14 protein-coding genes are annotated in these 13,572 nt (G+C 45.2%); 9 read left to right on the top strand and 5 right to left on the bottom strand.

Going from position 1 to position 13,572, the window contains the following annotated elements; translation table 11 throughout:
• Nucleotides 1-525 precede the first annotated feature (525 nt).
• From AACX38_RS14020 to AACX38_RS14010, 3 genes are read left to right on the top strand one after another with little or no spacing between them, the layout of a single operon-like run.
• Nucleotides 526-1,101 carry a hypothetical protein gene (locus tag AACX38_RS14020; RefSeq protein WP_099120280.1) on the top strand — a complete coding sequence of 192 codons (576 nt, stop codon included), beginning with the start codon at nucleotides 526-528 and terminating at the stop codon, nucleotides 1,099-1,101.
• Complete coding sequence (locus AACX38_RS14015; protein ID WP_099120279.1) at nucleotides 1,083-1,553, top strand: hypothetical protein; 471 nt, start codon at nucleotides 1,083-1,085, stop codon at nucleotides 1,551-1,553. Before AACX38_RS14020 ends, AACX38_RS14015 begins: the two co-directional genes overlap by 19 nt.
• A complete protein-coding gene (locus tag AACX38_RS14010; RefSeq protein WP_099120278.1) occupies nucleotides 1,553-1,939 on the top strand; it encodes an acyl-CoA thioesterase in 387 nt (128 codons plus the stop codon). The genes AACX38_RS14015 and AACX38_RS14010 overlap by 1 nt, the downstream gene beginning before the upstream one ends.
• 55 nt (nucleotides 1,940-1,994) lie before the next feature.
• Here the strand turns inward: AACX38_RS14010 and lsrK are convergent, their stop codons facing one another.
• Together lsrK and lsrR are read right to left on the bottom strand one after the other, a co-directional pair.
• Nucleotides 1,995-3,587 (bottom strand): autoinducer-2 kinase, encoded by a 1,593-nt coding sequence (gene lsrK / locus AACX38_RS14005; protein WP_228864635.1) that lies wholly within the window; start codon nucleotides 3,585-3,587, stop codon nucleotides 1,995-1,997.
• Nucleotides 3,588-3,676: 89 nt separating this feature from the next.
• Nucleotides 3,677-4,732: a transcriptional regulator LsrR gene (gene lsrR / locus AACX38_RS14000; protein WP_255712108.1), complete on the bottom strand. Its 1,056-nt coding sequence runs from the start codon at nucleotides 4,730-4,732 to the stop codon at nucleotides 3,677-3,679.
• A gap of 381 nt (nucleotides 4,733-5,113) precedes the next feature.
• On the opposite strand from lsrR, the gene lsrA reads away from it, so the two are divergent.
• From lsrA to lsrG, 6 genes are all read left to right on the top strand, one after another.
• On the top strand, nucleotides 5,114-6,613 hold the full coding sequence (gene lsrA, locus AACX38_RS13995) for an autoinducer 2 ABC transporter ATP-binding protein LsrA (protein ID WP_228864639.1): 1,500 nt from the start codon (nucleotides 5,114-5,116) through the stop codon (nucleotides 6,611-6,613).
• Nucleotides 6,614-6,618: 5 nt separating this feature from the next.
• Nucleotides 6,619-7,647, top strand: a complete 1,029-nt coding sequence (gene lsrC / locus AACX38_RS13990; protein WP_370630635.1) for an autoinducer 2 ABC transporter permease LsrC — start codon at nucleotides 6,619-6,621, stop codon at nucleotides 7,645-7,647.
• Complete coding sequence (gene lsrD, locus AACX38_RS13985) at nucleotides 7,644-8,642, top strand: autoinducer 2 ABC transporter permease LsrD (protein WP_255712105.1); 999 nt, start codon at nucleotides 7,644-7,646, stop codon at nucleotides 8,640-8,642. The genes lsrC and lsrD overlap by 4 nt, the downstream gene beginning before the upstream one ends.
• Before the next feature lie 87 nt (nucleotides 8,643-8,729).
• Nucleotides 8,730-9,767, top strand: a complete 1,038-nt coding sequence (gene lsrB, locus AACX38_RS13980; protein WP_228864636.1) for an autoinducer 2 ABC transporter substrate-binding protein LsrB — start codon at nucleotides 8,730-8,732, stop codon at nucleotides 9,765-9,767.
• Nucleotides 9,768-9,823: 56 nt separating this feature from the next.
• A complete protein-coding gene (gene lsrF / locus AACX38_RS13975) occupies nucleotides 9,824-10,708 on the top strand; it encodes a 3-hydroxy-5-phosphonooxypentane-2,4-dione thiolase (RefSeq protein WP_099120274.1) in 885 nt (294 codons plus the stop codon).
• Nucleotide 10,709: 1 nt separating this feature from the next.
• On the top strand, nucleotides 10,710-11,009 hold the full coding sequence (gene lsrG, locus AACX38_RS13970; RefSeq protein WP_228860179.1) for a (4S)-4-hydroxy-5-phosphonooxypentane-2,3-dione isomerase: 300 nt from the start codon (nucleotides 10,710-10,712) through the stop codon (nucleotides 11,007-11,009).
• Between the two features lie 104 nt (nucleotides 11,010-11,113).
• Here lsrG and AACX38_RS13965 read toward each other — a convergent pair whose 3' ends face one another.
• The 3 genes from AACX38_RS13965 to mobA form a co-directional block, all read right to left on the bottom strand.
• On the bottom strand, nucleotides 11,114-11,863 hold the full coding sequence (locus AACX38_RS13965; RefSeq protein WP_339385684.1) for a hypothetical protein: 750 nt from the start codon (nucleotides 11,861-11,863) through the stop codon (nucleotides 11,114-11,116).
• A gap of 498 nt (nucleotides 11,864-12,361) precedes the next feature.
• The gene (gene mobB, locus AACX38_RS13960; protein WP_228864632.1) at nucleotides 12,362-12,922 is read right to left on the bottom strand and encodes a molybdopterin-guanine dinucleotide biosynthesis protein MobB; all 561 of its coding nucleotides are present in this window, start codon (nucleotides 12,920-12,922) and stop codon (nucleotides 12,362-12,364) included.
• Nucleotides 12,919-13,521, bottom strand: coding sequence for a molybdenum cofactor guanylyltransferase MobA (gene mobA, locus AACX38_RS13955; protein ID WP_228859814.1), 603 nt, complete (start codon nucleotides 13,519-13,521; stop codon nucleotides 12,919-12,921). The genes mobB and mobA overlap by 4 nt, the downstream gene beginning before the upstream one ends.
• Nucleotides 13,522-13,572 lie beyond the last annotated feature (51 nt).

Raw genomic sequence — 13,572 nt, 5'->3', positions numbered from 1 at the left:
GTGATATATATATCATTATGGGGCTTTTTATATGAAATATAATTTTGTACGTGATAATAAACTGCTATGCAAAATGAGTTTATTTGCATGATGATGTGATGAATATTTGGTATGTTATTACTTAATAGAGACCAAGATTTTATGGCTAACACTTCCTTTAAAAGTCTCATTCGTTATTTTTTCCTATGGAAACAAAAGTGAGAATAAAATGGGTTGTGTTGCTCTAATAGCATTAAGTGAGATAACTATGTTAGTCTCTAACACTAAAAAGCCTTAGTGCGTTAGAGACTAGCATATGACAAATAATTAATGCAATAAAATCGCATTAATTGTAATGTAATAACGCCTGAATTTGGTGTTTATTCTTTTAAAATCAGACTATACACAATGGATTTCAAGATGCGTCACGGGAGAGAATCCCCTGGAGCATAGATAATTATGTGACTGGGGTGAGCGAACGCAGCCAACAAAGAGGCAACTTGAAAGACGAAGTGTATATAGTAAAACACGTAACAGGCGAAAAGAATGCTGGATACTATTGGTAAGCGTTTGAAATGCTGTAGAGCCGCGACTGGAAAGACGACACATGATGTGGTTGATTATATACATGCTAAAGGAGAAGACATCTCATATACCACGTATACGCGTTGGGAATCGGGAAGTTCTTTTCCGGTAAGAAAAAACCATGTAATAAGCCATGTCTCAGATTTCTTCAAAGAAAATGGTCTTCAGGTAGAGCCGCAATGGATTTTGACGGGCGAAGGTTTTCCTCCACAATTCGCAGAATATACTAAGTTGGATGAGGATACTTTATTTATTATGGCGAGTCGTACATTACCTGATGTTGAATTAGTTCAGGTTGGAGGCCAATATGGAGAGCCATATATCAATTTTGGAGAGTTCTGTATTATTTCTGATGATAATAGCATTGAATCAAATAATAATAAGTTGTGCTATGTAAGATATGATGAGGGAGTCAGAATTGGTGTAGTGACCATCATGGATGAAAAACAGATTATTATATCGGGTAAGTTTGATATGACATTGAATAAATCTAATATAACCGAATGTAGGAGGGTCAAATGGATTCAAAAAAAATAAAAATAGACTTTCATCGCCATAGTAATGAGGTGATTAAGTTTCTTAATAATTTTGAACGTGTCACATATGTATCAACTCTGCTAGTCGAGAATAATAATGTATCAGCTCATCAGAGTAACGGATATGCGGGTTGGGACCAGAAGTTTTATTACGATGGTATACATAAAGACAGCCTACTAATAAAAATTGGCTTAGAACTGACAAAAATAAAGGGTGGTGATGTAAGCACAGTGATATGGGATGATGTTTTAAAGAATGATGTAAATAATGTCATAGATGAAGAAAGAAGAAAGCACAATATATTTCATGGTATCAGTTTCATTTACGGTCTGACTGATAATACGAGTATGGCAATAAATGTATGTACGGGAGAAGATACTTCTAAAAAGGATTTTGAAGGTTTACTCTTTCCGATGAGATTTGCTCTGTTAAATTATTTTAAGGATCTGTGATGTTTTCTAAAGAGTATTTGGTGGACGAACAGCACGTTGATTTTCAAGGTGTTGTCGATGGGCTTTATTATCCGTTCTATCTGGAATGGACCCGGCATGCGTTTATGAAAGAAGCGTTAGGTCTGGATTTAGAAGAAGAATTCAAAGCCGGGCGCATGCACGTCATTATTGAATATAGCCTGCGCTTTAGAAAAAGCCTCCAGAAAGGGCATAAGATGGAGGTGACCTGCAAAGTCGCCAGAAATGAAAAGCGTAACCGGATTAATTTTGAGCAGCAAATTTTGGTTGATGGCGTTGTGTATGCTGATGCGACGTTTGTCGCTACCTGTTTAGTCAATGGGCGCCCGACTGTACCTGAAATTGTGATGAATGCGGTTGAAGACTAAAGATAATCGTGTCTATTCTGGCCTCTGATTAATAAGAGGCCACTCAACAAAAAAATCACAAACCCGGCGCTTTCCACAACGAAGTTGTCAGGCCATCATCGACGAGATGAAGTTGATCAGCATACACTGCCTGCCAATCTTTTTTTGCTTTTTGATAAACATCCCAGTGGTCTGAGTTCGGCAGATATTCCCGCTCCCAACGCACTAATCTTTCCCCCGTTTCCGGCATGGAGTCATACAGTGATACCCCAACACCAGCGGCGATAGCACATCCCAGAGCCGTAGCTTCTTTAACGACGGGAACTTTTACCGGTAACCCGGTGACATCTGAGAGGATCTGGCTCCAGAGTTTGCCTTTTGAGCCACCACCAGCAAAAACCAGAGAATCTGGCTGAACACCCGAGAATGTCGCAACGATATCCAGATTACAGGCTGAGACGATAGCCGCATTTTCTTCCAGTGCTCTGAACAGAGTGGCTTTGTTGCATTTTTCCGGATCAATCGACAGGTTGAGGAAGGAAGGCGCAGCGTGATACCAAGATTTAAAGCGCATGACATCGGAGAAGATTGGCATCACACCATATGATCCGGCGGGAACCCGTGCCGCCATCTCTTCCAGCAGAGCGTAAGCATCAATACCCAGCCGATCTGCCATCAGTTTTTCTTCGGCACAGAAAGCATCGCGGAACCAGCGCATGGTAAGGCCGGTGAAGAAGCTGATAGATTCTGCCTGTGCCATGCCGGGGATTACGTGAGGATTAATACGGATGTTCATGTTGGGGTCGGTCATCGGTTCCGGCAGGTTAACGACCTGCTGCCAGAATGTGCCACCAAGCACTGCGGTTTGAGCGGGCCTGACAACACCAATACCAAGGCAACCGAGCTGAACATCTCCACCCCCCATAATGACCGGTGTTCCGCTGTCGAGACCACACTCTGCTGCCGCTTTGTTTGTTACGTATCCGAGTAATGTACCTGTTTCTTTAACCGGAGAGAGAATATCAGAACGCAATCCGGCCATTTCCAGCAGGCTGGGGCGCCAGTCGCGGCTCACTAAATCCAACATGCCGGTGGTGCCTGCGTTAGATGGATCAACGGCCAGTTCACCACTCAGCATATAGGCCAGCCAGTCACTAATCATCGTTAACGTACTGGCTTGTCGATAAATGTCAGCACGGTGGTGGGCAAGCCACAATAAGCGGGGCATTGCTCCCAGCGCTAATGTCTGACCTGAATAGCGATAAACATCATATTCAAACGTATTATTGTACAGCTCTTTCAGTTCACTGACTTCATGGCTGGAACGGGCATCAACGTTGGCACATGCCCATATGGGATCGCCGTTCCGATTGTACAGGACGATCCCTTCCCGCATTGAGCAGGCTGCAACCCCCTGAATTGCGCTGGCTGGTAGTTCAGCTTTTTGCAAGGCCTGACGGATACATTGGCAGGTAAGTTGCCAGTTGGTTTGCAGATCAAATTCCATTGAACCTGCGACATTCGGTACAGGCTGGTGCACCCATTCTGACTGCCCAACAGAGATTTGATTACCTTCCAGATCAAATATGACTGCACGTATACTGCCTGTTCCTGCATCAAGCGCCATCAGATAATTCCCTGATGAGTGAGCATGAGTGCGTTGGTTCATAATGCTATCCTCGTTTGTCGTTATCTTATTAGCCTGCCGGTTGTTGATGATGACTACGATATGGCACAGGAGAATCAGTTATTAGACAATCACATCAGCATCGCCCTTGCGGTTTTTTCTTCCGTGACCAGTGAATTAATATAACCGCCTTTTAGCGCCGCAACGATGGCATCGGCTTTTTCAATTCCACCAGCGACACCAATCACGTTTGGGATCGTTTTCAGCTCTGGTAGTGAGAGGCCGATCAGTTCCTGATGAATATCGATATTACTGACCAATTCACCTTCAGCATTGAAAAAGTAACCGAGAATATCCCCGACAGCACCTTTGCGCCCGAACATCAGTTGTTCACCATCGCTGATATAGCCGGAACGCATGATAGTCGCCTGTTGCCTCTGATTGATGGCTCCAATGCCGACAACGGCGATATCAGCAGCACAGGCAGTCAGTATGACATCCCGCACACTGCGTTCTTCACGGAATGTTGTGGCAACCTGCCGGGTTGATGCCCTAAGTGGTGCAGGGATGATGCTGACAGGGCAGTCTGCATCAAGTTGGCCGATACCGGTCATATAAGGGCCAACACCACCGGACAGTGTCACCAGTCGCACCTGTTGGGAGGAAATAAAACCGCTCAGATGCTGTAAAGTGCACATAGGAGCTTCACCAAAACCGATCGCCAGAAGCTGGCGGGGTTCAATCAGTGACATCAGTAGATGGGCAGCTCCGGTACCTAACCGGGTATTCAGGTTAATGCCTTCAAGGGCGGGAAGGACACGCACTTTATTCAGATTAAAACGTTTTTTCAGAGCATCTTCCAGCTCCAGACAACCCTCATAGCGCGAGTTTATCTGAACGTGGATCACACCGGAGCGCCGCCCTTTTTCCAGCAAACGGGAGACTTTAAGCCGGCTCAGGCCAAGCAGTTCACCGATGTCTCCCTGTGTCAGGCCATCGTGATAGTAAAACCAGGCAACCCGGGCCAGTAGTTCTTCTTCACTCATGTTGTTTCCTGAATCGCTGTTTTCTGGATAACTATTTTCTGAATAGCTATGGCTGGTATAGCCATTATCCGAATAATGAAGATCCTCGGATGACACGTTTTTTTCTGATGCTGATTTTTTCTTGTTTGGTTTGATTGTCATAACAACTTATTTATTCCCTGAAAAAGAATTAAGCATGAAAGCCTCTGTCGTGCCAGAGGTATTCCACAAAAATTGAACATATCTTAATGAAGATCTAATTTTTTCATAAAATGTGATCAAAATTTTGCAAATATTTCATAATATGAATTAGAGTCATGAACAAAAGATTTTTAATCTTATAAATGTTCATGTTGAGTATCGGAGTCAGTGTCAGAATTGGGACGGAAAGCAGCAAAATCATAAACACCCTGAGGTAGCATGATGTCACAAAGCAATTCCGCCAATGATTCATTGCAAACTCATTTATTGCAAAGTCATCCATCACAACAGCATTCGTTACAAAAACATTCGTTACAAAAACAAGCCACTAATACATTACCTATGTTACCGCTATTGTCTGTTCGGGGGATCGTTAAACAGTTTGCTGGTTTAGTCGTGTTGAAGCAGATTGATTTCACTCTGATGGCAGGGCAGGTTCATGCCTTACTGGGAGGAAATGGCGCCGGTAAGTCAACACTGATGAAGATCATTGCGGGCCTTGAGCAGCCGGATGCAGGAGCGCTGATGATGGAAGGAAATACCATTAGTCAGCTGACTCCGGCTAAAGCACACCAATTGGGCATTTATCTGGTACCGCAGGAACCTTTGTTATTTCCCAATCTTTCTGTTCAGGAAAATATTCTGTTTCTCCTGCCTAAGCACCTAGCCAGTAAAAGCCGGATGCAGCAACTGCTGACACAGCTGAACTGCCGGTTAAACCTGAGTGCGCCAGCAGGAAGTCTGGATGTGGCGGATCAGCAGATGGTGGAAATCATGCGTGGCCTGATGCGCAATTCCCGTATTCTGATCCTTGATGAACCGACAGCCTCCCTGACACCCGCCGAAACAGAACGGTTGTTTGAGCGGATACGGGAGTTACAGCAGCAACAGGTTGGGATCATTTTTATTTCCCATAAGATCCCTGAAATTCGTCAGATTGCTGATTATGTCAGTGTGATGCGGGATGGCATGATTGCTCTCAGCGGGGCAATGGCGGGCTTTTCAACAGAAACCATCATTCAGGCAATTACGCCCACGGTAAAAGATTCTGTATTAACAGAAACACAGAAGTTATGGCTGGATGCCGGAAATCGTCAGCCCGCAGGTGATCACGCTGACCCGATGCTTGAAGTGACTGCTTTGTGTGGTGAAGGTTTCCGGGATATTTCCCTGACACTGAAAGCCGGAGAGATTGTCGGTCTGGCGGGTGTTGTAGGGGCAGGGCGTACGGAGCTGGCGGAAACGTTATATGGATTGCGGCCTGTGGTGAGTGGCGAAATCCGTTTACGTCAGCAGGTACTTAATTCGTTGAATACCGCAGCCCGGTTACGGCGTGGTCTGGTTTATCTGCCGGAAGATCGGCAGGCATCGGGGTTATTTCTTGATGCTTCCCTGAGCTGGAATGTGTGTTCACTGACTCACAACCAGAACGCTTTCTGGACCCGTCCTGCCTATGATGCCGCTGTGCTTGAGCGTTATCGCCGGGCACTCAATATTCGTTACAGCCATGCCAGTCAGCCGGTACGTACTTTGTCTGGCGGGAATCAGCAGAAGATTTTGATTGCGAAATGTCTGGAGGCGAAACCCGCTGTTTTGATTATTGATGAACCGACACGGGGTGTTGATGTCGGTGCGCGTACTGATATTTATCAGTTGATCCGCAGTATTGCCAGCCAGCAAGTGGCGGTTCTGCTTATCTCCTCTGATCTTGATGAAATTGTGCAGCTCGCTGACAGGGCGCTGGTGATGCATCACGGAGAAATCTGTGGCCACCTTGATAAATCCAATATGAGTGTGGATGCCATTATGCATCTTTCGTTTGGTGAGAGGGCGCTATGTTGAAATTCATTCAGACCTTTATTCAGAACAATCGTGAAGCCACTGCATTGATCGCTATTTTAGGTTTGTTTGCCCTGTTAAGAAGTCTGGAACACGATGTTTTTAGTTTTCAGACTGTCACCATGATTTTTGCGAATGCGCAAATCCTGATGTTGCTGGCAATGGGCGCTGCGCTGGTGATGCTCACGCGTAATATTGATGTCTCTGTCGGTTCGACCACCGGTTTATGTGCTGTAGTGCTGGGGATGTCACTCAATGCCGGTTTTCCCCTGCCGATAGCCTGCCTTATAACACTCTTGGCGGGTATGGCCGCGGGGCTGATAAATGGTGTGCTGGTGGTCTGGCTGAAAATTCCGGCCATTGTTGCCACGTTAGGTACGCTGGGGTTATATCGGGGTCTGATGCTACTGCTGACAGGCGGGAAATGGATCGAGGGCCTGCCTGCTGATGTGAAAGAACTCGCCAGACCTGTTTTATTGGGCATCTCGTTCATTGGCTGGTTGTTGATCTTACTGGTTTTGGCAATGACGTGGATGCTGAAAGTCACGAATTTTGGCCGCGGATTTTATGCTACTGGTGACAATCTGCAAGGGGCGCGACAGATTGGTGTGCCGGTGAATCGCATTCGTATTGCTGCGTTTGCCGCAAATGGTGTGATGGCAGCACTGGCTGGCATTGTCTTTGTGGCTCAGATTGGATTTATTCCGAATCAGACGGGAAGCGGGCTGGAAATGAAAGCAATTGCTGCCTGTGTGTTGGGTGGTATTAGTTTGCTGGGCGGCGTGGGAACCGTGATAGGGGCGATTTTCGGAGCTTACTTCCTGACTCAGATCGACAGTGTGTTGGTATTACTCAGATTACCGGCATGGTGGAACGATTTTATTGCCGGTCTGGTTTTACTGCTAGTGTTGGTACTTGATGGCCGGTTGCGCAGCGCTGTTGAAAAGAATTTACGTCAGCAACGTTATGCCTGTTTTCTTAAACCCGCCGATGAACCCGTAGCCCATTCATCGGAAGCAGGCAGGAGAACATCATGATAAGTGCGATTAAACGTCATGGATGGGAAACCGCCCTCGCTATTTTGCTGGTACTGGAGATTCTGTTATTTGGCATAGCCAATCCACGTATGCTGGATATCAATGTGTTGTTGTTCAGTACCAGTGATTTTATCTGTATTGGTATTGTTGCTCTGCCGCTGACGATGGTGATTGTCAGTGGCGGAATTGATATTTCGTTTGGCGCTGTTATCGGCTTATGTGCTATTGCACTGGGGATAATGAATCAGTCCGGAATGCCGATGATAGCCGCTCTTCCTTTGACTCTGATTGTGGGAATGATATGTGGCCTGATTAACTACGGGCTGATTTTCTATACCGGTGTGAATCCGCTGGTTATTACCCTCGGAACCATGTACCTGTTTGGCGGGAGCGCGTTATTACTGTCGGGGTTATCCGGTGCGACAGGTTATGAGGGCATTGGAGGTTTTCCGGCTGCATTTACTGATTTTGCTAATCTGACATTACTGAAACTGCCTGTCCCGTTAGTTGTTTTTATTTTTTGCGTCATCGGATTCTGGTTGTTTATGCATCGCACTCATCGGGGACGTAACGTTTTTCTGATTGGGATGAATAACCGTGTCGCCCGTTATGCGGCGGTTCCTGTCAATAAAACATTGTGTCTGCTGTATGTCCTGTTGGGTTTGTCTTCGGCTCTGGCTGCGATCATTCTGGTGTCCTATTTTGGCTCAGCCCGCTCAGATCTGGGTAGTTCGTTTCTGATGCCAGCCATTACTGCGGCAGTTTTAGGTGGAGCTAATATCTATGGTGGCTCCGGTTCTGTTATCGGCACAGCACTGGCTGTTCTGCTGGTGGGATACTTACAGCAAGGGTTGCAGATGATGGGGATCCCGAGTCAGATATCCAGCGCCTTATCCGGCGCTTTGCTCATCGTGGTGGTGGTCGGGCGTTCTGTTTCTCTGCATCGCCATCAAATCCGGGGCTGGTGGCAGCGTTGGCGGTCATCAGCTTTTTAATGAGCTACTCCTGAATGATTTCTTAAATAGAAAACGGTTCCTGAACTGAAAGAGAAAAGAGCGGAGACAGGCATGAAAGCACTGATAATGAAAAAATCGGCAATGAAAAAACTGGTTTTAGCAGGTGTATTGAGTCTGGCATGTGCTTCCTGGGCACAGGCTGCTGACAGGATTGCGTTTATTCCGAAGCTGGTCGGTGTCGGGTTCTTTACCAGCGGTGGGCAGGGAGCAGTGGCAGCGGGTAAGGCGCTGGGGATTGATGTTACTTATGATGGCCCGACCGAGCCAAGTGTGGCGGGGCAGGTACAGCTTATCAATAATTTTGTGAATCAGGGATATAACGCAATTATCGTGTCGGCAGTATCACCGGATGGTCTGTGTCCGGCATTGAAACGAGCTATGCAGCGTGGTGTAAAAGTACTGACGTGGGATTCAGACACTGCACCAGAATGCCGTTCCATCTATATCGATCAGGGAACACCAAAACAGTTGGGTGGGTTATTAGTGGAAATGGCCGCCAGTCAGGTGAAAAAAGAAAAAGCGGAGAAACAGGGAAAAACGAAAGTGGCGTTTTTTTACTCCAGCCCCACAGTGACAGATCAAAACCAGTGGGTGAAAGAAGCCAAGAACAAAATTACCGCAGAACATCCTGACTGGGAAGTTGTGACCACGCAGTTTGGTTATAACGATGCGACCAAGTCTTTGCAGACTGCGGAAGGCATTTTGAAAGCATGGGGTGATTTGGATGTGATTATTGCCCCTGATGCTAATGCGTTGCCAGCGGCGGCACAGGCTGCGGAAAACCTGAAACGTAAGGATGTGGCGATTGTCGGGTTCAGCACACCGAATGTCATGCGTCCTTATGTCGAAAACGGCACAGTCAAACAGTTTGCCCTGTGGGATGTCGTTAAACAGGGCAAGATAGCGATTCATGTTGCCAGTGAAATGCTGAAAAAGGGCGACCTGAATGTGGGCGATAAATTAACTATTCCTGACATCGGTACACTTGAGGTTTCACCGAATAGCGTTCAGGGATATAACTTTGAAGCGAAGGGCAATGGCATTGTTGTGATGCCGGAGCGCGTGATTTTTACCAAAGAAAACATCAACCAATACGATTTCTGATTCATGTTTCGCAGAGTCGGCACACAGCCTGACTCTGCTATTTTCTGGAGAGAAAAATGGCAGATTTAGATGATATCAAAGACGGTAAAGATTTTGGCATTGATACACCGCAAAAGAATACGCTGTTTGAACTGAAAGGTTGTGGCGCGCTGGATTGGGGAATGCAGTCGCGTTTAGCGCGGATTTTCAATCCGGCAACCAATAAAACGGTGATGCTGGCATTTGATCACGGTTATTTTCAGGGGCCGACAACCGGACTGGAGCGTATCGACATCAATATTGCTCCGCTGTTTGAACATACCGATGTGCTGATGTGTACACGTGGTATTTTGCGCAGTCAGGTTCCGCCGGCAACCAATAAACCGGTGGTACTGCGCGCATCTGGTGCAAACTCCATGCTGACTGAGCTTTCTAATGAGGCGGTTGCTGTTGCGATGGAAGATGCGCTCCGGCTGAATGTCTGTGCTGTGGCGGCACAGGTTTATATTGGTTCAGAGTATGAACATCAGTCCATCAAAAATATTATCAAGCTGGTGGATCAGGGCACACGTTATGGTATGCCGACGATGGCGGTAACGGGTGTTGGTAAGGATATGGCGCGTGATCAGCGCTACTTCTCACTGGCAACCCGCATTGCTGCGGAAATGGGCGCGAATATCATCAAAACTTATTATGTTGATACCGGTTTTGAACGGATTGCGGCTGGTTGCCCGGTGCCGATTGTGATTGCCGGAGGTAAGAAGTTGCCAGAGCTGGAGGCGTTAACCATGTGCTATCAGGCCATTGATCAGGGTGCATCCGGTGTCGATATGGGGCGCAACATTTTCCAGTCAGAAGCACCGATAGCCATGCTTAAAGCTGTTCAGGCGGTAGTGCATCACAATGAAAAGCCTGCTCAGGCTTATGAGTTGTTCCTGAGTGAGAAAGCAAAGGGAGAATAATATGCACGTTACTTTAGTTGAGATTAATGTCAAAGCCGACAAGATCGCCGAATTTATCGAGGTATTCCGGGATAATCACCTTGGTTCTGTGAGAGAACCGGGCAATTTACGGTTTGACGTATTGCAGGATGAGAACATCCCGACCCGTTTTTATATCTATGAAGCCTATACTGATGAGGCAGCCGTTGCAGCTCATAAAACAACACCACATTATCTGCGCTGTGTTGAGAAACTGGAAGCTCTGATGAGTGAACCACGGAAAAAGACCTCATTTATTGGGTTGATGCCGGAAGGCAAATAAACCCTGAATTGGGAATAACGCCTTGGTGATAACATCAAGGCGTTTATTTTTCACTGGATTAATTAAGCCAGTTGTTTGTTATTACATTCAGCAGAAATTCTGCGTTAAATACTCAGGACATTTTTAATGCTTTCTGCAAGCATTCCAGGATCACCGATACCGTTAATTTCCTTGATAAATGGCAGGCCCAGTTGCTCTGCCAATTCTTCCAGATTGATATCATTGCCAATAGTTTGTTCGAATTCCAGCTGATTGATACCGCTTTCACCAGATTGTTCGAATTCCAGTTGCATGATCTGGTTCCATAATTTTCCTGCAAACCATGAGCAGTTTGTTACAGGCGTATACGCACCATTCTTCATATCTTCGGAGGTCAGTTTCATCAGTTTTGACAACTGATTACTTTCATCGACTAATTCAGGAATAAAATTCTGTTCTATAAATTCAGGGGTGATAGATTTTTCATTAATCTTCACACAATGCTGAATGTGAAATTTTCTCTCGGCTGAATCATCAGTCGTACTATGTTCTGAATTTTTGACGAATCCATATCCCGGATGAAAAGCATATGAAGTATTATCACCTTCTTTTTCACTATTAAAGTAAATAACCCATGCATGGCCAAAACCGCCACTACCAAAGGCAACTCCCAGTAACTTTAATACGCCTTTAATGACAACTTCTTTCTCATTATCATTCAAACTCCAAGGGAAGTTTTTGGCAATAAACATAGCTGCGGCTATCATTGGCGTTACATTCGTACGTTCAGCGGTTCGATTAGTTCGAATACAAATTTGTGGGTAGCCAACGCTTGCGTCGCCAACTGGCTGATATTTATCTGTCTTGATCATCATTATTCCTTTATCTATATATAATTAAAATGGTCATTCTTTAAGAATGAAAAATAACCTGATTAAATGGTTCTAAGTATTTCCACCTAAATAATTAACGTTCACGTAACTGAAAGGTTGCGTGTTATTTAAGTTAAAATTTTTATTTAATATAAAAGCAATTGAATTAAGTGTTTTTATATTGCTCGGGTTTTATTTGTCCTTTTGTTATTTTTTATTTCCTTTTGTTTATCGATATTTTTATTTTAAAAAATAGAATTATTCGATGATGTAATCTGAGGTCGGTAATATTGCCGTTTTTATTTTCCATAATAAAATGACCACCACTGTATGGTATGTATTACAATTGGCTAAAATTATTTCAATTTGAAATTACATTAATAAAAGAAATTATTGATATGAATTAAAGCAGGGAACCTCTTTGATATAAATCTCAGAGGTTGTTGAGAAAATAAATAGTTATTTTATGAAACTATATTCAGTTAGCGTGCCAGTTTTCTTTTATTGTGAATGAGCCAGCGAGAAAGTAGCCGGCGGGGCTAATAAAAGCCACTTCACAATAAATTCCGCCACCTGTTCCGGTCGGTTAATATCGAGTTGTGGTAGTGATGTATCCAGCGGGATATCGCTGGCGACAGCGATGACATAGGGATCAATGAGTTCTTCGAAGGTGTGATTTAATCCATTCCGGTACAGGGCGATTTTCGCAATAGCTTCATTTTTGAACCCCTCAACCAGAATCAGATCCAGTGAAGTCGCATCAAATCGGCTGGCAAGATAATGCAAATCCAGTTCGGGGAGTTCCGGTGTTTCTGTCATTAAGGCCCAGCGTTGTTGGCTGGCAACCAGTGTTTGCGCCGCTCCCGATTTTCTCAGCTCATAGCTGTCTTTGCCCGGCTTATCGACATCCATATTATGGTGAGTATGTTTAATTAACCCCACCCGGATTTGTTGCTGCCGTAACAGGGGAATAACCTGTTTGAGCAACGTGGTTTTACCGGTTCCACTGTAAGCGGTGATCCCCAGTAATGGCAAATTCATCGGGGTATTACTTTGATTCATGCTGACTCCCGAAGACATTCCCAGTGCTGGCATTGCCAGTTTTGGCACTCTTCTGGTGTATTCAGGTTGGTGAAGGATTCTGGATGTGGAATATAGACGGTTTTTGCTTTAATCATTTGCATAAAGAACATCAGCTTTCTGTCACCTAATGCAAGGTAGCTTTCCAGTCTGGGTATCAGGCTGCGGTGCATCAGGGCAAGTGTCGGATGGGCACGTTCACAATCGTGTACATAAGCCGCCCACGCATGTTGTTTATAGCGCCAAAGCTTTTCCACCAGATCATCAGGAAAATCAGGGACATCGCAAGGCACGAATATCACCCATTCATGAATGGCCTTCTTCAGTACTGCCAGCATTCCGGCCAATGGCCCGGAAAAATCAGTAATGATGTCAGGAATAATGGGGTAACCACTTTGTTGATACACTGCCTGATTGCGGTTGGCATTAATCAGCAGTTCATGAACCTGTGGCTGCAATTTTGCAGCTATGTGTTGGTATAATGGTGCTCCACCGAATTGCAGTAATCCCTTATCATTTCCGCCCATGCGGGTGGATAGCCCTCCGGCCAGAATGGCACCACTGATTTTTGGATACGTCATGTTAAATCACCTGATATTTTTAACCGATATATTTTATCTTTGGTTATGTAA

This window comes from Xenorhabdus sp. PB30.3, from assembly GCF_963895965.1.
Classification (GTDB): domain Bacteria; phylum Pseudomonadota; class Gammaproteobacteria; order Enterobacterales; family Enterobacteriaceae; genus Xenorhabdus; species Xenorhabdus stockiae.
The sequence above is the reverse complement of the archived record's forward strand: the minus strand, read 5'-3'. Positions and strand labels throughout refer to the sequence as shown.